Genomic DNA, 19,769 nt, shown 5'->3' with positions numbered 1-19,769 from the left:
TTACTAAAACTTAATAAACAAATTAAAGATTTACATTTTTTTGTTTGTTCAAGGCCTATATATCGATTTCAAAAAAACATCTTGATAAAAAATGGTTTTAACTATATAGGATTCGTTAGGAAAATAATGTATAATTACAACGTTTATTATACTATAGGGGGCAAGGTATGTATATATTGAAAAATCGACAAAGATACTTATTATATTTTTTAATAAAGAAAAGACACCCTAAGGTGCCTTTCTCCGACTTGAACTACAATTTCACATTCCAATAAAAGGATGAAAATCTGATAATTCCCAATGGTACACTTCATGAAGTTTATATTTCTTTACAGGTTAATTGTACAAAAAAATGTATAGACAACCAGACTTGTATTAAAATCCCATACATTTTAATATTTTGTTGTAGGGTAAAAAACATTAAAAAAGGTGGTTGCTACATGAAAACATTACACAAATTCAAATGGACTAAAGTGCTAGTAATAGCATTAGTAGCGGTATTGTGTTTTACAATTCCGTTACAAGAAAAAACAAAGGCTGCGGTTATTGATGAGGTTACAAAAGATGTTATTGAAAATGTTAGCGAGGAACAATTCAATAATGGATTTAATGCCGTTAAAGCAGGTCTTTCATTAGAAAATGGAATTTACAAGTTTAATAAAGAAAATCTAAATAATTCTAATCTTACACAAGAACAAGTAAAAGAATTAGAGATCTTTTTCACAACTCAATCACAAGAAGTTATGAAAGATATTTTTGAAGGTGTAAATAGTGAAGATGCTAAGGTAAATAAAAATGCTCTTTATATGTCAGCTACGCCAGAAGTACAACAAGCGGTAATTCCAGTATTAGTTGCTGCAGCTGCGGCTGTTGCTGCATTCGTGGGCGCAGCAATCGCTGCACAAATTATAGCAGATGTATATAAGTTAGCTGCTATTTCTTTTTGTCGTAAATGGCAAAAGTACAGCAAAGTTAAAACAGCTTGTAAAGATTTAGGATACTTAAAATAATGATGGATAAACCCACTTTAATCGTTATAGGAGTCCTTGTAGGCAGTTTAATATTGCTTGGTGCAGGTTGTGCCGTACTATTTAAATACTTTAGACAATAAAAAAATAACCTTGCACGCGCAAGGTTATTTTTTCGTTTCTGCTTGAAAACGTTTATAGTATGTCGATGCTGTTGCAAAGTTAATTTCTATATCGCGAATCAATGATGAGTCTTCTTCTTTAGCTAACTTCTGTAATTTTTTCATCGCTTGTTCCGATTCATTCAAGAAACCAGCGTATACCTCATGTTCTTGCTCTTTCGACTTTGGAACACGAATTTCTTTACGTATATTATCGATATCTTCTAACATGCTCGTCGTTACCTTTTGCACATCTTCTTTATATGTAGCATTCGTTATTTCCTTACCGCCCTTTTCTTTTGCTACTTCAAATAACTGCAGTGCTTTATTAATTTCCTTATTCATTTTTATATCGTATTTTTCATGTACTGCAAGATATTCTTTCATCTCTTCTGTTTGTTCAGTAGATTGCTCTACCGTTTCTTTCGGTTCTTTCGTATCTTTATTTCCATTACACCCTGCTAGAAGGAGCATACTTCCCATTACAGCAATACCCAAAACCTTCTTCATCTCTTCTTCTCCTTTTATCTACAGCTATTACTCATTATAGTTTCTTTTATCTCCACTTGTTATTATACCGAGAACACCCTACTTTTTACACTTAAGACGATACCTTAATATACACACCAACATTTTTGTCACAGTATCGTCACTTTATGCAAATAACTTTTGCATCACCTTACAACACTGTATAAGTTATTTCAAAGAAATGAAAAAAAAGCTGATTCAACACATGTTTGAATCAGCTCTTTTGTATAAATTAAGCCTCTAAATTTTGTCTTTGTTGCAGTTCAAACTGCTTCTCACTTCTTCTGGCCATAAATAGATAACATAACACAGCACCAATTTCACAAAGAGCTATCACAACCCCCATCGGTAATGCGGTATTGCTTCCGCCAATACCTACTAACGGTGCAACAAGTGCTCCTGAAATGAACTGTAATAATCCTAATAAGGCCGACGCTGTTCCTGCGGCTTGTTTCTGATTTCTCATCGCTAACGAGAATCCAGTTGTTGATACAACCCCGACACTTGATACGACAAGGAATAACGAACATAAAACACCAATTAAACCTATTCCTAGTACGATTGTCAGTAGTAAAGATAAACCGCCAACAGCTGCAATAATAATACCAGCAACAAATAATGTCTTCTCATTCACTTTCCCTGCTAAACGACCTGTTACCTGACTAGCAATAATAATACCGATACCGTTAATCGCAAAGAATAAACTAAATTGCTGTGGTGATGCTCCGTATATGTTCTGCAGCACAAATGGTGAGCCCGAAATGTATGCAAACATTGCCGCCGTTACTAGCCCTTGTGACAATGCATATCCCATAAACAGACGATCCTTTAACAGTTTTCCGTACGTCGCCAACGTCCCTGACAATCCACCTGTTTCTCTTTCTTCGATAGGTAATGTTTCACGTAATACAAAAGTAGCTGATATTAACATGAATACACTAATTACTCCAAGAACGATGAAGACACCGCGCCATGTTGTAAACTGTAGCAATTGTCCTCCAATAATCGGTGCCAAAATAGGCGCTGCTCCGTTTACTAACATGAGCAGTGAGAAAAACTTCGTCATTTCAGAACCCGAATACATGTCACGCACCATTGCACGTGATATAACAATCCCAGCCGATCCTGAAGCTCCTTGTAAGAAGCGTAATAACACTAAACTCCAAATAGATGGCGCAATAGCACAAAGTAAAGAAGAAGCAACATAAATAATAAGAGCAATAATAAGAGGTTTGCGCCTTCCATAAATATCACTAATTGAACCGACAAATAATTGCCCAACTGAAAGCCCAAGTAAACAAGCTGTCAATGTAAGCTGCGCAAGGGATGCACCTGTTTGTAAATCATCCGTTAATTTCGGTAAAGAAGGCAAATACATATCAATAGATAATGGCCCAATCGCTGTAAGTGTCCCTAGTACAAGAATCATCCATAACCTATTTGTCTTTACAGGTTTATATATTTCTTGATTAACTCCATTCACTTTTTCCGTTCACCCTTTCCTATAACTACTGAATCGTAACAATTATAGTTACAACATAAACATACGTCAAGTATAGTGCATTTTCCTGTTTTATACTGTAAAAAAAAGCGATAGAATTTCTATCGCTTTACTTTTTCAAATTACTATTTGCAAATTTAGATACGGAAGACATCGCTTCTCCTGTATCTAAATATGTGATTTGAATTGGATCTCCCACTTCTGTAAACATAGCATATGGGAATTTCTTCACAGGTATCATAAATACTTTTTGTTCATTTTCTAACAGTACGTACACAATTGTATTTTCACCTGATTTTTCTTTATATACACGTTGTACAACGCCTTCTTTTTGTGCCTCTTTACCACTTGAAGTCGGTCTAAATGAATCTCCACTTCCGCTCAGCGCATTTTTATAATTCTCAAGTGCTTCTTTTTGCGTCGAACCTGTTGCAAATATTTTTGCATTAGAAGCATAGATAACTGTATGAGCACGTACTAATCCCCCGTCATCAATAACAGGTACAATCCAAGAAGGTTTACCGTACACGTTATAAATAACCGGCATCGTTCCATGCCATTTCTCTCTCTTAAAGGAATTATCCACTACTTCCGAAGCAGCTGAACCATCCATAATTCCCTTCACTTCTTTTCCGTTATAGTAATACAACTTACCTGTACGCGCATCGATAAGCGAATAACCTAGTGCAGAATCTACTCCCTCTTTCGGAGAGGTGAAATCAGTAAAGTAATATAACGTTCCATCCTTACCGAAGATTGGTGTAACTCCTTCTTTCGTTCCCCACTCAGTCGGAATCTTCATATCCGTTTGCGAGAATTTTGTATTCCAAAATCCGTGAATGTATTTACCGAAATACGTATTTAATGTAGATGCGGTCTCGTGATTTAATACACCATCAACAAATTTAGGTGCCTTTCCTTTATCGTATCTTTTCACTTCACCTGTTTGTGCGTCTACTACTACAACGCCCTCTACTTCGAATCCAGATCTTCCCGAAATAAATTCACCATACGTCATTGTATAATACGGTTTCCCTTTATCATCAACTTCGAATTTAGGTTTCCCTTTAAAAATTAAATCCGGTTCTGCTTTTCGAACGACACGTTCTAATTTATTACCAAAAAACATGCTTGGCACATATTTCATTTTATAACCGAGATGCAGTTTCGCTTCCGCATCAGGATTCGTACCTGACATCGTTACGTACCCTGGAATTGTCTCAGCTTTACGTGCTTTAAAAAATCCTGAAACTTCAATTGGTGCTACATATAAAGCCTCACCATTTACCATTTGTGGCGTTAATTCTCCTAGCTCAAAATAAGCTACTTTCGGAATGTCCCCAAATACTTTTTTCATTTTATTCTCCGCTGTCTTTGGCGGCACTGTAAACGGCTGATCATTTTCAGTAAATGGCTCTGAAATATCTTTCTCTACTTTTACAACAGAATCATATTTCTTTTGCGAGATTACTATATCATGCAAATAACCAAAATAGCCGTAACTTGCTAGTAAAACAAACATTAGAAGTCCTTTTAACGTACCTTCTAATTTCCCTATTTGATCTTGTGAAAATAAAACAAGCCCAATTAAAATTGCTACTGCAACAGAATAATGAGTAAGAATCGAATCTGCTCGATCATCAATTAGCCAAAAATATTCATAGATTGCAATACCTATCCAAAATAAAACAGGAATAACTAAAATGGATGATTTCTTACCCTTTACAACCTTCTCATCCCCTTTCTTATCCACTGCTCGAAGTTTACTACCGCTTCTTGTCCATGGAATCAAAAACAAAGTGAGAATAGCTAAAATTAAAAATTTCATCAAAGGCAATGTCCCCTTTTCTTTTGTCTTCCCCTTTAGTATAACAAATAAAGGGTATTCAGGTAAAAATGGGGATGATTATATTTTTTTACTACTTAATACAACTCCGCTCACTACATATAAGATAGATGCAATATAAAAAATCGTACCAATCGTAAAGAAATCTACTAAATATCCCGTTGCAATAATTGCTACTGCTCCTCCAATCGATGTCCACACATGATATTTTCCAATCTCATAACCAGCATTTTCTTGCACAACCTTTCGCGCTAACGATGTCTTCTCCGTATTACGCTGTACAGCACCTAAAATCCCCATTACAATTTGAAGAATATACACATGCCAGACTTCCGTGGCAATCGGGAAACAAAGCATTAATACTGCCATAGACCAAGCATATATAATTAATAATTTCCGATCACCCACTCGATCAGACACCATTCCTACTACCGGATATACAAGTGCTGAAGTTAAAGCGAATAAGCCATACGCCCAGCCAAATTGCGAGAAGCTATTCCCAACGTTTCGAAGCAATAGTATATAAAAAGGAAATACCATACTTCCCGCCATCATAATTATGCTTTGTGAGGCTACAAATCTTCTATATGTCATTTCGTATACTCCCTATAAAATAAATTCACAAATCTCTCTTTTGGATCCGCTTCTTTTTTCTTCTGAAGAAATTCTTCTATACGAGGATATGCCCTCTTTAACTGCTCCTTCGTTGGGTAAGAATAGTACGGTAAATAATAACTTCCATTATGCTTTAAAGTAACATCAATCATCTTCTGAATGACCACTTTTGTTTTCTTTATTTCATCCTCTGAGCGCCCTTGATTAATTAAAAGCACAAGTGCAAACATATCATCTTTCGCATAAGATAGTACCGCATTCTCATTCTTTTCTACATAGCGAATTGTAATATTAAGAAGGTTTAATTCCTCTTCATTCAAAACACTTCGCAAGTCATCTATATATGCTGTAAAACTACCTATCGGTACGAAATACTCCTGTAAAATCTCGGTCAAGTTTGGATTATCATATTCCATAAAGGCACTATCCGACCTCATAACATTATTTCGCGTCTCATACTTTCCATCTGTACGTTCAAAATAACTTCTTTGTATATCCCAAAACGTATTCTTTCCCCAATCACTATAGCGTGATAAACCGAGTAAAAATTTTGGCGCAGCTATAATATTTTCTTCTTTCAATTTACTGTACTCTTTCAACCTCTGCTGATTTTTCGCTAATACATAATCTGTCACATACATCTCTTTTAAAAATGAATTGGGGGCAACAGAAATACGGGCTAAGTGCATACGAACATTTTCATCTCTTTTCACTTTATCTTTGAAATAAGACGTGTATTCTTTATAATCTATCATTCTCGTGTGCATTTCATACAATTCATCATCTGTTAACTTTAGCGTCACATCTAAAATCACGCCAAACAATCCGTATCCCCCAATTACATATGGAAACAGATCAGCATTTTCTTCTCTACTTACATTACGCACCGTACCATCTGCCATTAACAACCTAAACGACTCTACTGTATCAATCAATGCTTCATGACGAATATCACGCCCATGTACATTTACACTTAATGAACCACCAACAGTAAAAATATTTTGAGATTGCATCACTTGAACCGCAAGACCATATGGATTGATTTTCTTTTGAATATCATTCCATGTGACACCGCTTTGCACCTTAATCCTCTTCTTCTCCGGATCAAATTCTAATATTTTATTATACCCCTTCATATCAAGCATCGTACCGTTCGGATAATACGTCTGACCGCCTTGGCTATGCTGCATACCTGCAATAGAAATCTTCTCTCCAGAAACATTTGCATCTTGCACGACCTGTTTTAATGAATCTTCATCCTCAGCATTTTCAACACGTTTAATTTTCGTTGGAAGCAACTTTCCTACATCGCTCATAATAGGATGATCTAGTTGCTCTTTATATGTATTTATAGATGTCGCAAGCAACACTGTATAGGCTACAATGACCACCGCTATCTTTCTTTTTTTCAAATGACACTCTCCTCTTCTACAGTTTTCCCTCTTCATATTGTACCTATTTTCCTAAGAAGAAAGTATACAAAAAAGAGGGCACCTTATTTTAGGTCCCCCCTCATCAAAATTGTTACTTTGCTGCTGGCAATTGTATTGGGTCAAACTTTTCGTACGACGTATACTTTGCGTTCGTAATAATATGTGCTTTATCCTTACCGTTACTACTCATAATCATGTCTATCTTTGCTGATTCATATTTAAAATCTTTTGTAATGATATATTCTGCATCCACTTCTTCTATCTTCGCATTTTGTGCTTGTAACATTTTCTTCTGCGTTTCATCCATGCTAGTTAACATACTTTCTGTTTCTTGCCCTTTTAATGTAAATTTCAGTTTATATTTATCTCCGCTTTTCTCCATCTTCATTTTATCTAAAACTACTGCTGGTACTTCTAACTTATCTATAATATCTTGAGTCGCTTTCATTCCACCAGCGTTTAATTGCTCCTCTGGTACAGTTATAACTTCTCCTGTATTAGGGTTTTTCACCTCACCAGCAACTTTACCATCCACAGTATACACTACAACATCTGTACCAGAAATATTCATTTCAGAACGAGAATTCTTTGTCTTTGGCTCTAATTGCATCTTAGCCTTTAATATATTCATCTCTGTTCCCTCAGCTTTTATCCCTACATCATATGTCATCGTTACATGTTCTTCATTTTTAAAAGCTTCGTTCGTTTTCTTGAAAACATCCTTCGCTGCTAATTCTTTTTCTTTCTGCACAGCCTCTTTTTTCGGTTCATCAGTTTTTGTTGTTTTCTCATTGCTACACCCTACCCCTAGACTGATTGCAAACACTAAACTTGAAATAAAAATAGTTTTTTTCATAATGTCGCCCCCTTTTCAAAAATAATATCACCTCTTTTCCTATGAAATCTATATAAATTTCAATCTATACTCGCTATATAGAGACATGTTTAATGAAGATTTTAAATATGATGTATATAACAACAACTCATTTCAGGAGGTCATTATGAAGGCGATCATTTGCACAAAGTATGGACCACCTAACGTTCTTCAGCTTCAAAATATAGAGAAACCTACACCTAAAAAGAACGAAGTATTAGTTAAAATTTACGCAACAAGTGTATCAACTGGAGATTGTAGAATACGAGGTTTTAATAGTCCCCTCTTATTTTGGATTCCTATGCGGATCATATTAGGTTTCAGAAAACCGAGAAAACCTATACTCGGCGTAGAGTTATCCGGTGAAATCGAAGAAATAGGAACAGATGTAACTCAATTTAAAAAAGGTGATCCAATTTTTGCATTAACAGAACTAAACCTCGGTGGTTATGCCGAGTACACATGCGTACATGAAAGTGGATTAATAACATTAAAACCTACCAATGTGACGTATGAAGAAGCGGCAGTTATTCCTTTTGGTGGAACTTCAGCATTACATTTCCTGAGAAAGGGCCTTATAAAAAAAGGGAAACAAGTGCTCATATATGGTGCCTCAGGATCAGTAGGAACAGCTGCTGTACAACTTGCTAAATATTTCGGTGCGACTGTTACGGCTGTTTGTAGTAATTCAAATTTTGAACTCGTTCAATCTTTAGGAGCTGATAAGGTAATTGATTATACGAAAGAAGATTTTACTAAGCGGCGCGAGCGCTACGATATTATATTTGATGCAGTTGGTAAGTATAAAAAATCCCTTTGTACAAATACATTAACCCCCAATGGAAAGTATGTATCTGTTAATGGAATGATGGCAAAGGTAAGTAAAGAGGATATGATTCTACTAAAAGAACTAACTGAAACAGAACATTTAAAACCTGTTATTGATAGAACCTACCGATTAGAAGAAATTGCTGAAGCCCATATGTATGTGGAAAAGGGACATAAGAAAGGTAACGTTTCGATTACCTTAAAATAAAATATATTCAGAAAATAACGTTGACAATTCTTTTTGTAAGATTTACTATTAGTACCATATTAAAAAACTACATACACAAACTCTTATCAAGAGTGGCGGAGGGACTGGCCCGATGATGCCCGGCAACCGAGCTTATAACGTATAAGCTAAGGTGCTAATTCCTGCAAAACGAGTTTTCGTTTTGGAAGATAAGAGAGGATCCTATTTTGTCTATTCGGCACCTCTCTTATTTTTGAGAGGTGCTTTTTATTTTGGAACGTATATGAAGGGGGAATTATAGATGAAAAAAGTATTATTGAGCATTGTAAGTGGAGCGGTATTATTGCTAGGTGCATGTGGTGCTAATTCTGATAAAGAGGTAAAAGCATTAGATGAGAAAAAGATTACTGTCGGTGTAACTGGCGGACCGCATGAACAAATTTTTGAAAAGGTAAAAGAAGTGGCAGCAAAAGACGGACTCGAAATCGATGTAAAGGTATTTAATGATTATGTAGCACCAAACGTATCCTTAGATGAAAAAAGCCTCGATGTAAATAGCTATCAAACGAAATCATATTTAGACGTATTTAAAGCTGAGCGCAATATGAAATTAACGGAAGTATTTTCAACAGTAACATTCCCTATGGGCGTATATTCTAAAAGCTTAAAGGGTGTAAAAGACTTAAAAGAGGGCGACGCAATCGCTGTACCAAATGATCCAACGAATGAACTTCGAGCTTTAAAGCTATTTGAAAAAGCAGGAGTTTTAAAAGTGGATCCAAAGGCGACAGAAAAAGCGACTGCGAAAGATGTCATTGAAAATCCGAAAAATTTAAAGATTGTTGAATTAGAGGCATCTCAATTACCGACACAACTAAGTGAAGTGAAAGCAGCTGCAATTAATACAAACTTTGCATTAGGTGCAAAATTAAGCCCTGCGAAGGATTCTATCTTCCGTGAAGGAAAAGATTCACCATATGTAAACTGGGTCGTTGTTCGCACTGAAAATAAAGATGATGCTGTTGTAAATAAATTAAAGAAAGCTTATCAATCTAAAGAAGTAAAAGAATTTATCGAGAAAAAATTTGATGGTTCTGTTTTACCGTCTTGGTAGGAGCTGACGATAATGATTGAATTAAAAAATGTATCCAAAGTATTTACAACAAAAAAAGGGAATGTAGAAGCTCTTAAGCCTACTTCCCTTCAAGTAAAAAAGGGCGAAGTATTTGGAATCATTGGATATAGTGGCGCTGGTAAAAGTACATTAATTCGATGTGTAAATTTATTAGAAAAACCAACGACAGGGGATATCATTGTAAACGGCCAAGACTTAACAACTTTATCAGCAAAAGAACTAGCAAAATCGAGACAAAAAATCGGGATGATTTTCCAAGGGTTCAATTTACTTAAAACTGTGACAGTTTATGAAAATATCGCATTACCGTTACGTCTATCTGGTCTTTCCAAAAATGAAATTGAAAAAAGGGTAGAAAAGTATTTACGTATTGTCGATCTTTTTAATCGAAAAGATGCCTATCCGAGTGAACTTTCTGGTGGCCAGAAGCAGCGTGTTGCCATTGCACGTGCACTATCACATGAACCTGAAGTGTTATTAAGCGACGAAGCAACGAGTGCTTTAGACCCAGAAACAACGGATTCTATTCTTGACCTATTACTAAGGATTAATGAAGAAATCGGGATTACAATTTTATTAATTACACATGAAATGAATGTCATCCAGCGTATATGTGACCGAGTTGCTGTCATGGAACATGGAGCAGTGGTTGAAAGCGGGACTGTAAAGGATATATTTACAAATCCACAACATGTAACAACGAAGAAATTCGTAAATAGTGCATTTGCAGCGAAGATTCCAGAAGAAGTACAAAAAGAACTACAAACTACCGGTGAAATTGTAACTCTCTCCTTTATAGGGAATGCTTCAGGAGAGCCAGCATTAGCTGTCGCTACAAAACGTTTTCAAGTGTATCCAAATATTTTATCCGGTAATATTACACAGTTAAAACATGAATCATATGGGAAACTGATCATTCATATGCAGGGTGAGAAAAATGAAATAGCCCGCGCTTTATCATTTTTACAAGAGAAAGGGATCATCGTAGAAGGAGGTAGAACAGATTATGGGGAACAAGTCCTTTTTGGATGAATGGGGTAAAGTCATATGGGAAGCAACCATTCAAACATTTCAAATGACATCTATTTCGCTATTCATCTCTATCCTTATTGCATTACCACTTGGCGTTACACTGGTTTTAACGCGACCTGGTGGACAACATGAAAATAAAATCATTTATCCTATTCTTAATACCGTTATTAATATCATTCGCTCTCTTCCATTTATCATTCTATTATTCTTCATTTTACCTTTTACAAAGTTTCTAATGGGAACATCCATTGGTGTGCAAGGTGTTATCGTACCACTTGTCGTATTCACAGCTCCTTATATTGCACGATTAATGGAGGCAGCTTTATTAGAAGTAGATCGTGGTGTTATTGAAGCTTATCAAGCGATGGGCATTTCTACTATAAAAATCATTTGGCACGTTATGGTGAAAGAAGCTCGTCCCTCCCTTGTACTTGGCTTAACAATTGCAACAATCGGCCTAATTGGTGCAACAGCAATGGCTGGACTTGTAGGTGCTGGCGGTCTTGGTGATTTAGCATATCGATTCGGGCATTTACGCTACGAACCTGAAGTAATGTATGCAACTGTCTTTATTTTAATTATCCTCGTTCAAGGGCTACAGTCTTTAGGGAATGGTGTTGCACGAAGATTGAAGAAAGATTAAAAAGAAGGTATCTCACCGAAATGAGATACCTTCTTTTTATCTTTTAAATCCACCTTCAGAATGAATAACTTGTCCAGTAATCCATTCTGCTTCTTCACTTACTAAAAATTTAATGAGCCTTGCTGCATCCGTTGGTTCACCAATTCTACCAAAAGGAAACATCGGCTTTAATCCTCGCTTTATTTCTTCAGTCATCCATCCTGTACTAGTTGGACCTGGGTTAATTGCATTCACTGTTATTCCTAAATGAGCTACCTCAGCTGACAATGTACTAGTAAGAGCATCAATAGCTCCCTTCGTTGTTGCATACGCTAGTTCTCCTGCCATAGGCCCTTTAAATTGTCCCGATGTCATATTCACAATTCTACCACCAGATTTCTTATCAAACCCTTGGACAAATTGACTACTTAACAACGTAGTCGCACGAACATTTACCATGTAATGCTTATCTAATTCTTCAGCAGTCAAATTAGAGAAGTCATTATTCGTAGAATACGCTGCATTATTAATTAATATATGAGGGTAGCCTAGTTGTTCAGTAACTTTATTTATAAGCTCTTTCGGTGCATCATTCTGAGTTAAATCTAACTCCATACTTGATACTTTAACACCGCTTTTTAGTAACTCTTCTTTTAATTGTATTTGTTCACTTTGATCAACGCCCCAAGGCATCTCTTTATCGTACGCTGTCCAATACGTAAAAAATATATCGTATCCTGCTTCAGCTAATTCTTTACAAATTGCTGCGCCTATACCATCTAGACGACTTACACCTGTAACAACTGCTATTTTATTTTTTAATTGATTCATTATATACTCCTCCACTTTAAAGGACGCATACTTTATATAAGAGATATGAATTTCCCTACACAGTATCCTTACAAAAGGGATGTACAAGCCAAATATGCAGTCCTTGAATGATTTACAGATAGCTAAATAAACCCTCACTTATGAGAGAAAAATTAATCTATCTAGTTTCCTAATCATTACAAGTTCATCCACATATTGAGTCCTTGTCCCCTTTCCATATATCTCTATTTCTATCATACCAATATGATGTAATATTTCAAATGATAAAAAAATAAAAATCGATATTCTATGGCGATCTTCCACTAATTTTAATATATTACAATAACTAAATAATTAAAATAATCCGAAAAACACTGGTAAATACTGGCTGCATTTTTTATAATAAAATGTGGGGCTAATGTGAGAGTCTAGTTTTACACAAATAGGGGGAAGAAACATGTCAAAAAAATTACTTTCTTTATTTTCTACAGTAATCGTAGCAGCGTTTGTAATAACTGGCTGTGGTCAAAGCGATACGACAAATAAAGAACAAAAAGAAAATACAACAAAAGAAAGCAAAACAGAAAAAACGGATACAACGAAAGAAAATAAACCGGAAGAAAAAAAATCCGAAGATAAAAAAACTGAAGAGAAAAAGCCTGAAAATACAGCTACTAGCTCAAGTGATTACTCTAAACTGATTTCCTATATGGAAAAAGAAACAGGTGGTAAAACAAAAGTCCTTTTTGAAAATAAGGAACCACAAGTGCATAAAGCTGAAGATGTTTCAGTATCAATGAATAGTTACACATTAGTTGAATTAAATGGATTCCATACAAACTTCGATATTCCGTTTAATCGTCAAACAGAGGGCGGAGTTATTCTTGTGAACTACAGCGTAAAAAATAGTTCAGCTAAAGATATTTATTATATGCCAGCATTGGACATGTCATTTACTGGTGCGCAGAAAGTATATAGTAACTATAAAGATTTAATTCCAAAAGAAGATCAGCTCCCAACTAAGCTTGCTCCAACGAATGATTACTTAGTAAAAGCAGGAGAAACTATTTCTGGTTATATCGCTTATCCATTCGGAAAAGATGATTTAGCGAAAATTTCAAGTCTCTCAACAGTCTCAGTCACAGTCCCAACTGCACAAGCTAATAAAGGAAAATTTGATGCTCCAATCGGAAGTCCTGGAAGCTTTTCATTAAGTTTAAACAAACAAGGTGCTGAAAAAGTTGCAACAGATAATACTTTCTACCAAGATAAAGCTACAGCTAATAACATGGGCGATAAAAAAATGTTAAAAGAGAAATCAAATATTAATAACAGCCAAGAATTAGGCGCTGTTAACGTTACATTAGACGGATACCAATTTACTCAATTCACACCAAATTCCGTCGAAGCTCCACGCTTTGCAAATTTCAAAAATGGTCTCGTTCTATTAACAGTAAAATTCAAACTTGATAACAAAGATACTCAAGACGTTTCACTATCTCCTATAAGCTCTACATTGAGAGTGAATGATGGTACACAATATACGATTAATGAAGGTATGCTACTAAATTACGACTATAACGCTGCAGTTAAAACTGGAACATCTGGAGAGTTACTACAAGTATATATTTTAGATCAAGAACAGTATGAAAAGATTTGGAAAGACAAAAGCTTTGAGATTGAGTTAGGACCTATGAGAAATAAAGAAGCAAAAGATATTTCACAAGGTAAAAAAGCTAAATTTACATTACCTAAATAGATTACTACATATATAATAGAAAAGGCGTATAACATAGGATTGTTATATGCCTTTTTTATTTGTATAAAGAACAAAACTTTAATTTAAGTGTATACATTTATCATTACCTATCCGTTGTATAAGTGTAGGGAGGAAAAGTGATGGGAAAAGAAAATATATTGACCTCCTACCTTATCAATCTAGGGGAGGAAGTGTTCAAACTACTACTAGCGAAAGGGGCTATAAAAGAAGATGCAGAAGACATCATCCAAAATACCTTCTATAAAGTATACACATTGCTAGATAATTTAACCGAGAGTAACATACGTCCATGGTTTTTCAGAGTCGCATTAAACGAATACATTGACTTGAAAAGGAAAAAAGAGCAACAAAACATCTATTTAACTGAAGAGATTTATGCAAAATTACAATATACAGACCGAGAATTAGACGCTGTTTTAAATAAAGATGAGATTTTCTATCTATTAAAAGATATAAAACTAGAATATAAAGAGGCCTTCTTTTTAAAGTACTACTACAACTTTTCATATGAGGAAATCGCCCTAATACTAGATATTCAAGTAAACAGCGTCAAACAAAAGTTACATCGTGCACGTAAAGCAATTCACTCAAAAATAGGAGGAAAACCTTAATGGATACTTCTTTAAAAGATGCATTAAAAAAAGCGAAAAGGAAACAGTTATTTAAAAGCATTATTACCTCTATGATTGTTGTAATCATACTTATCCCTATATTTTATAAAGTTGGCAATTACTTCGCAGCGAAAAGCTCTACGAAGCTTCACGAACGACTCTTTTTACATAACGACATTGCAGAACCGAATGTACAAATTGATTCTCAAGTAACAAGTAATTCATCCATGTTTGGCGGCAATATTATATCAAATCGTTCTAAAAACATTAATGGTTACGTAGTCCCTTGGAATACATTAACAAGCTCCTATGGTTGGGTCCGCATCAATATCGATTCCAATGAATTAACGCCTGGTTTTTATTGGTCCAATAAAGAGTTCTATGAGTACGATAAACAAACAAAGAAAAAATTTGCAACATTTTATAATCCCGCTATTAAGGAATATTTTGATGGTGTGCAAAATGAATTAGGGGAAGTTTCACAAATGAACAACTATGTTGCCGAAGTTGCTATCTCTTTCAATCAGCCCTACACACTACAAGAAATTAAAGAAAAAATTCCAGACAACTTAAACATTGTATGGTTATATATGACCTCACCAATTGGAGATGAAAGCAAAGGACCTGCTGGTATGCCCGTTTATGGATTTAATCCAGACAAGTCTCCTGAAGAAGCGTACAAAGAGTTCGTTGATTCACTTAACCAATACGATGACGACGGACATGACGAAACTATCCAAAAGTTTTTAAAATCAAACAAGGGCAAACCATTTGATCAAGTGACAATCTTAGGGGTTATGCTAACAGGAAAAACAGAAAGCTTTAAGGTATTAGAAAACCAAGACTTTATTCGCGGTGCTTCTGTAGGCGTTACTGCACAAGTTGTTCCTTATATAAAACCGGAGAAATAATAAGAAAAAGACAAAATAAGCTAGTTAAAAAAATGTACATGAATCTGTTTACTATGGGAGCTACCTATTTTAGTGGAGAGCTCCTTTCATGTATTATTCACCCTCCAAACAATACATTTCCAAATACTTTATGTACAAATGAAAAATCACCATTTTTGTTCACACTTTATCCATTGTGAATCTTTTCACAATGGATATATAATAAACATGTAAATAAAATATTGGAGGGATTTCAATGGTTATCAATTTTTTAAGAACTGATAAACGTGCTGCTTTCATATTATTATTTTTAAGATTTTACATAGGATATGCATGGCTCGCTGCTGGGATAGGTAAAGTTTTCGGACAATCTTTTGATGCAAGTGGTTTTCTAAAGGGCGCTATCGCTCAAGCATCAGGTGACCACCCTGCCGTACAAAGTTGGTGGGCAGACTTCCTTCAACACTTTGTTCTTCCAAACGCAGACCTATTTAGCTTTTTAGTTCAATGGGGAGAAATTTTAGTAGGTCTAGGTTTAATTTTAGGCGGATTAACAAAAACTGCTGCATTCTTTGGAATTATAATGAATCTTTCATTTTTACTAAGTGGAACTGTTAGTGTAAACCCAAATCTGCTTATTTTAACTATGTTCATTTTAGTTGCAGGTCATAACGCTGGACGTATTGGATTAGATGGCTATGTTTTCCCTAAACTTTTCCGTAAAAACAACCATGAAACATATAAATTAAGTAAAACTGCGTAGTAACAGTTTACTTTTAAAATATAAATAAGAAAAAGAGCCTAAGTATAGGCTCTTTTTCTTACTTGCTCCAAATTTAAACTCTTAACGAACCGCGGAATCCTCTAGCAGCATAATAGGAATCTGCTCCATTGTGGTACACAAAAACGTGTCCGAAGCGATAATCGCAAAAAAGAGCACCACCGAGTTCTCGAATATCTGAAGGCGTTTGTACCCAGCTTGATGATTTCATATCGAAATCTCCAAGTTGTTGCAACTCTCGATATTGTTCTTCCGTTAATAATTCAATGCCCATAGCAGCTGCAACATCAATAACGTTATTTTCTGGTTTATGTTTTTTTCTTGCCTCTAACGCTTCAAGATCATAACAAAGGCTTCTGCGGCCTTTAGGGCTCTCCTTTGAACAATCACAGAAAGTATACTCATCCTTCTCTTCATCATAACTAACAACATCCGGCTCACCACCAGTTACTTCCATTTCATGAATTGACCATAATTTTTCATTATTAGTAGCTAGCTTTGCTTCAACTTTAGCCCATTCAAGACCTTCATGGCGATTCATGTTTTTCTCAAAACGAGCTTGTAATACTTTTAATAGTTCTTCACGTTGTTCTACAGATAACTCATTCTTATTCGCTGTCATATTAGTCCTCCGAATTATGTTTACTTCTCATAGCTTAAGTATAAATCGTCACGATGGTTGTTTGAATCTCTTTTTTAACAATTTGACCTGATTAAATCCCTGTACGAAAACCCTCCATACTTTCCCCAAGAATATAATGGGAAAACCACATCAAGTTCTGCTTCATAATAGCTACATTCATTCCTGGCTGATCAGAACTATATGCCATTCCTTTAAATATAATTAATTCTGTATCAACTTCCATATCTCTTAATCCTTCATATAGCTCATATGCATTTGTAATTGGAATTCTTACATCCTTTTCTCCATGTTGAATTAACGTAGGCGTACAGGCTGATTTAATATATGTCATTGGTGATGTTTTCTTATATATATCTGGATCATTCCATGGAGTATTTCCTAAATACATGCTAATAAAGTAAGGGATATCTGTATGTACATAATGAGTACTCCAGTTAGTGATTCCGCCCCCAACTGAGATAGCTTTAAATCTATCACTAAATGTAGAACAGAAAGCAGATATATATCCTCCGTTACTCCATCCCATAACTCCTACTCTATCTTTATATACCATCCCTTTTTCAACTAGTGCATCCACTCCACATATAACATCATCGTAGTCAGCAAGTCCTTGTTTTCTATAGTTTGCTTTTAAAAATTCATTACCATAACCAGAACTTCCTCTATAGTTTGGTTCTAAAACGATAAAGCCTTTTTCGATAAACTGTTCAATCGGATATTTCTCATTAAAACAGTTTGAAAATATCGGAAAGGACGCCCAATTCGGACCACCATGGATTACTACTAATAAGGGATATTTTTTATTTGCCTCAAACTCTACTGGGGTTGATAAAACACCTTCTATTTCAAGACCATCACTACTTCTCCATGAGATGATTTCTCTGTTACTTTTAAGCTTGCCTTCGAAAAAGCTATTTTCATTCGTTATTTTTTTATCGTCCAAATAGACTTCAAAGGTTTCATTTTTTATAGCCTTAGTATATGTTATATGATTGCCATCCCTTGTTATAGAGGCATCCATTATAAATCCATCTACTGTTTCGCTTAACATTTCCACAGTGCCATCCTCACATAGCAAGCCAATACGGTAATTCGTTTTATCCTGCCACCTAATTAAAATACCTTTAGCCGTCCACTGTAACGGCATAATCGTACTATCAAAATCTGTTAAAGGTTGAATTATCTCTCCCGTATTCATATCATATATCTCTAATGTACTATCTTGTATATGATTTTTATAGTAATCCTTCTCTCTTATGCTTGCTGCGTAACATATTTTATCACCCTCGGGAGAAAAGCAGACGCTTCCCCCTAACAACGTATCCATATTCATTTTTTGTAGTTCTCCAGCTTCAACATCTAATATGTAGAGATCACCATTCATATAATCGTTTAAGCTTGGTGTAGCCATACATACAACCTTTTTCCCATCACTTGAAATATCAAAGTTATGTATATAAAAATCCTTCCCATCCGCTAGTTGATAAACACCGTTAATTTTGCGTTCCTCTTTATCATTTTGTATCACTTTTTCTAGCTCAATGTAGTATAAACAATTATTTCGATGTTCCTTACCTACATGGTGGAAATCTCCATATTGTTCCTTACGTTTCTTTATTTCCCCACATTCTTTTGACTGTGCAATATAATAAAAGCCTTTACCCGTGGGATCCCATTTAAATGTATTAACTCCTTCCTTCACATCCGTAATTTGAACCTCACTACCACCGTCTATTGACTTAACAAAGATCTGATTTGTATTACCCCCGTCACCACCTGTTCTAAGGTATGCAATAGCCTTAGCATCTGGAGACCATAATGGGTGCGTACTATCTATATCTCCAGTTGTTAGTGGGTAACTCTGCTCTTTATCCTTTTCATATATCCATACATGATTTCTATACGTATTGTCTTTCCAGTTAGCTTTCTTCTTAACAAACGCTACGTTTTTGCCATCATCACTTATGTTTGCACTTGATAAGACCGGTAATGAAATAATCTCTTCTATACTTAAATATGTTTTTGCTTTCACTTTCATATAATAAGCCCCCTTGTAATGTCGATGAATCTATCGTCTCTTCTCTTCATATATAAAGGAAATTGTTCACGCATACTTAAAATGATAACTAAAAATTCAGATAAATAAAAGTGAATTTGATAAAGTAAAACTTTAAATAGTAGGATTCTATCCGCTTACCAATTTTAGATGTTCTTTTTCAATACAAAAATACCCCTTTAGATACAATATCTAAAGGGGTACCGATTCATATATGTTTGATTAAAAAAATGTTTTAGACTCCATGCCATTGGTGTGATAGCTTTTTATTGCCTGAAATTCGTTAATCTACACAACAATAGTTGTAGACTAATCAAGGTGATACTCACCTTTATCTATAAAGAAAATAAAAGAAAGTATTAGACTAGCAATAAAATTCTTTTTCATTGCAAAATATTCCTTTAATAAATACCTTACAATAAAAAACAAGCACCTTAATAAGTGCTTATTTTTTTATTAACTAACCAA

The 19,769-nt window shown here is 35.0% G+C and carries 18 protein-coding genes and 1 riboswitch; of the genes, 9 read left to right on the top strand and 9 right to left on the bottom strand.

Annotated elements, in window-relative coordinates; all coding sequences use genetic code 11:
* Nucleotides 1–440 precede the first annotated feature (440 nt).
* Nucleotides 441–1,010, top strand: a complete 570-nt coding sequence (locus tag K5S59_RS26855) for a hypothetical protein (RefSeq protein WP_120449337.1) — start codon at nt 441–443, stop codon at nt 1,008–1,010.
* Between the two features lie 125 nt (nt 1,011–1,135).
* On the opposite strand, the gene K5S59_RS26850 is transcribed toward K5S59_RS26855, so the two are convergent.
* The 6 genes from K5S59_RS26850 to K5S59_RS26825 form a co-directional block, all read right to left on the bottom strand.
* Nucleotides 1,136–1,639: a hypothetical protein gene (locus K5S59_RS26850; RefSeq protein ID WP_000756543.1), complete on the bottom strand. Its 504-nt coding sequence runs from the start codon at nt 1,637–1,639 to the stop codon at nt 1,136–1,138.
* A gap of 250 nt (nt 1,640–1,889) precedes the next feature.
* Complete coding sequence (locus tag K5S59_RS26845; protein WP_001014709.1) at nt 1,890–3,140, bottom strand: multidrug effflux MFS transporter; 1,251 nt, start codon at nt 3,138–3,140, stop codon at nt 1,890–1,892.
* A 127-nt stretch (nt 3,141–3,267) separates the two neighbouring features.
* Nucleotides 3,268–4,986, bottom strand: a complete 1,719-nt coding sequence (locus tag K5S59_RS26840) for a DUF3981 domain-containing protein (RefSeq protein WP_000670273.1) — start codon at nt 4,984–4,986, stop codon at nt 3,268–3,270.
* Nucleotides 4,987–5,064: 78 nt separating this feature from the next.
* Nucleotides 5,065–5,598, bottom strand: coding sequence for an MFS transporter (locus K5S59_RS26835; RefSeq protein ID WP_000222372.1), 534 nt, complete (start codon nt 5,596–5,598; stop codon nt 5,065–5,067).
* Nucleotides 5,595–7,031, bottom strand: a complete 1,437-nt coding sequence (locus K5S59_RS26830; RefSeq protein ID WP_000746281.1) for an FAD-binding oxidoreductase — start codon at nt 7,029–7,031, stop codon at nt 5,595–5,597. Before K5S59_RS26830 ends, K5S59_RS26835 begins: the two co-directional genes overlap by 4 nt.
* 112 nt (nt 7,032–7,143) lie before the next feature.
* Nucleotides 7,144–7,908, bottom strand: coding sequence for a hypothetical protein (locus K5S59_RS26825; RefSeq protein ID WP_000750884.1), 765 nt, complete (start codon nt 7,906–7,908; stop codon nt 7,144–7,146).
* A gap of 145 nt (nt 7,909–8,053) precedes the next feature.
* Between K5S59_RS26825 and K5S59_RS26820 the strand changes: the two genes are divergently transcribed.
* The 4 genes from K5S59_RS26820 to K5S59_RS26805 all read left to right on the top strand — a co-directional run bounded on the left by K5S59_RS26820 (nt 8,054) and on the right by K5S59_RS26805 (nt 11,751).
* Nucleotides 8,054–8,962, top strand: coding sequence for an NAD(P)-dependent alcohol dehydrogenase (locus K5S59_RS26820; protein WP_000643857.1), 909 nt, complete (start codon nt 8,054–8,056; stop codon nt 8,960–8,962).
* Between the two features lie 80 nt (nt 8,963–9,042).
* Nucleotides 9,043–9,157: riboswitch (SAM riboswitch) on the top strand.
* A gap of 85 nt (nt 9,158–9,242) precedes the next feature.
* A complete protein-coding gene (locus K5S59_RS26815) occupies nt 9,243–10,055 on the top strand; it encodes a MetQ/NlpA family ABC transporter substrate-binding protein (RefSeq protein WP_000756969.1) in 813 nt (270 codons plus the stop codon).
* A gap of 12 nt (nt 10,056–10,067) precedes the next feature.
* Entirely contained in the window at nt 10,068–11,108 is a 1,041-nt protein-coding gene (locus K5S59_RS26810; protein ID WP_000571342.1) for a methionine ABC transporter ATP-binding protein, read from the top strand.
* Nucleotides 11,083–11,751: a methionine ABC transporter permease gene (locus K5S59_RS26805; protein ID WP_000527140.1), complete on the top strand. Its 669-nt coding sequence runs from the start codon at nt 11,083–11,085 to the stop codon at nt 11,749–11,751. Before K5S59_RS26810 ends, K5S59_RS26805 begins: the two co-directional genes overlap by 26 nt.
* A gap of 36 nt (nt 11,752–11,787) precedes the next feature.
* On the opposite strand, the gene K5S59_RS26800 is transcribed toward K5S59_RS26805, so the two are convergent.
* A complete protein-coding gene (locus tag K5S59_RS26800) occupies nt 11,788–12,564 on the bottom strand; it encodes an SDR family oxidoreductase (protein ID WP_120451074.1) in 777 nt (258 codons plus the stop codon).
* Between the two features lie 433 nt (nt 12,565–12,997).
* Between K5S59_RS26800 and K5S59_RS26795 the strand changes: the two genes are divergently transcribed.
* From K5S59_RS26795 to K5S59_RS26780, 4 genes are all read left to right on the top strand, one after another.
* Nucleotides 12,998–14,299, top strand: a complete 1,302-nt coding sequence (locus tag K5S59_RS26795; protein ID WP_098257959.1) for a DUF5068 domain-containing protein — start codon at nt 12,998–13,000, stop codon at nt 14,297–14,299.
* Nucleotides 14,300–14,439: 140 nt separating this feature from the next.
* Nucleotides 14,440–14,931: an RNA polymerase sigma factor gene (locus K5S59_RS26790; RefSeq protein WP_000514146.1), complete on the top strand. Its 492-nt coding sequence runs from the start codon at nt 14,440–14,442 to the stop codon at nt 14,929–14,931.
* A complete protein-coding gene (locus K5S59_RS26785; RefSeq protein WP_000381486.1) occupies nt 14,931–15,842 on the top strand; it encodes a sigma factor regulator N-terminal domain-containing protein in 912 nt (303 codons plus the stop codon). Before K5S59_RS26790 ends, K5S59_RS26785 begins: the two co-directional genes overlap by 1 nt.
* Before the next feature lie 235 nt (nt 15,843–16,077).
* Entirely contained in the window at nt 16,078–16,584 is a 507-nt protein-coding gene (locus tag K5S59_RS26780; RefSeq protein ID WP_000236336.1) for a DoxX family membrane protein, read from the top strand.
* 73 nt (nt 16,585–16,657) lie between these two features.
* Here the strand turns inward: K5S59_RS26780 and K5S59_RS26775 are convergent, their stop codons facing one another.
* The gene (locus K5S59_RS26775) at nt 16,658–17,224 is read right to left on the bottom strand and encodes a DUF4256 domain-containing protein (protein ID WP_000126342.1); all 567 of its coding nucleotides are present in this window, start codon (nt 17,222–17,224) and stop codon (nt 16,658–16,660) included.
* Nucleotides 17,225–17,315: 91 nt separating this feature from the next.
* Nucleotides 17,316–19,283 carry a S9 family peptidase gene (locus tag K5S59_RS26770; RefSeq protein ID WP_212981844.1) on the bottom strand — a complete coding sequence of 656 codons (1,968 nt, stop codon included), beginning with the start codon at nt 19,281–19,283 and terminating at the stop codon, nt 17,316–17,318.
* Between the last annotated feature and the right edge of the window lie 486 nt (nt 19,284–19,769).

Source organism: Bacillus sp. BML-BC051, from assembly GCF_019656175.1.
Classification (GTDB): domain Bacteria; phylum Bacillota; class Bacilli; order Bacillales; family Bacillaceae_G; genus Bacillus_A; species Bacillus_A mobilis.
This window is presented reverse-complemented; position numbering and strand designations above follow the sequence as displayed.

Excerpts from the sequence above, each read along its gene's own strand:
- K5S59_RS26855 (WP_120449337.1), top strand. The coding sequence starts at position 441 with ATGAAAACATTACACAAATTCAAATGGACTAAAGTGCTAGTAATAGCA.
- K5S59_RS26850 (WP_000756543.1), bottom strand. The coding sequence starts at position 1,639 with ATGAAGAAGGTTTTGGGTATTGCTGTAATGGGAAGTATGCTCCTTCTA.
- K5S59_RS26840 (WP_000670273.1), bottom strand. The coding sequence starts at position 4,986 with ATGAAATTTTTAATTTTAGCTATTCTCACTTTGTTTTTGATTCCATGG.
- K5S59_RS26835 (WP_000222372.1), bottom strand. The coding sequence starts at position 5,598 with ATGACATATAGAAGATTTGTAGCCTCACAAAGCATAATTATGATGGCG.
- K5S59_RS26825 (WP_000750884.1), bottom strand. The coding sequence starts at position 7,908 with ATGAAAAAAACTATTTTTATTTCAAGTTTAGTGTTTGCAATCAGTCTA.
- K5S59_RS26820 (WP_000643857.1), top strand. The coding sequence starts at position 8,054 with ATGAAGGCGATCATTTGCACAAAGTATGGACCACCTAACGTTCTTCAG.
- K5S59_RS26815 (WP_000756969.1), top strand. The coding sequence starts at position 9,243 with ATGAAAAAAGTATTATTGAGCATTGTAAGTGGAGCGGTATTATTGCTA.
- K5S59_RS26810 (WP_000571342.1), top strand. The coding sequence starts at position 10,068 with ATGATTGAATTAAAAAATGTATCCAAAGTATTTACAACAAAAAAAGGG.
- K5S59_RS26805 (WP_000527140.1), top strand. The coding sequence starts at position 11,083 with ATGGGGAACAAGTCCTTTTTGGATGAATGGGGTAAAGTCATATGGGAA.
- K5S59_RS26795 (WP_098257959.1), top strand. The coding sequence starts at position 12,998 with ATGTCAAAAAAATTACTTTCTTTATTTTCTACAGTAATCGTAGCAGCG.
- K5S59_RS26790 (WP_000514146.1), top strand. The coding sequence starts at position 14,440 with ATGGGAAAAGAAAATATATTGACCTCCTACCTTATCAATCTAGGGGAG.
- K5S59_RS26785 (WP_000381486.1), top strand. The coding sequence starts at position 14,931 with ATGGATACTTCTTTAAAAGATGCATTAAAAAAAGCGAAAAGGAAACAG.
- K5S59_RS26780 (WP_000236336.1), top strand. The coding sequence starts at position 16,078 with ATGGTTATCAATTTTTTAAGAACTGATAAACGTGCTGCTTTCATATTA.
- K5S59_RS26775 (WP_000126342.1), bottom strand. The coding sequence starts at position 17,224 with ATGACAGCGAATAAGAATGAGTTATCTGTAGAACAACGTGAAGAACTA.
- K5S59_RS26770 (WP_212981844.1), bottom strand. The coding sequence starts at position 19,283 with ATGAAAGTGAAAGCAAAAACATATTTAAGTATAGAAGAGATTATTTCA.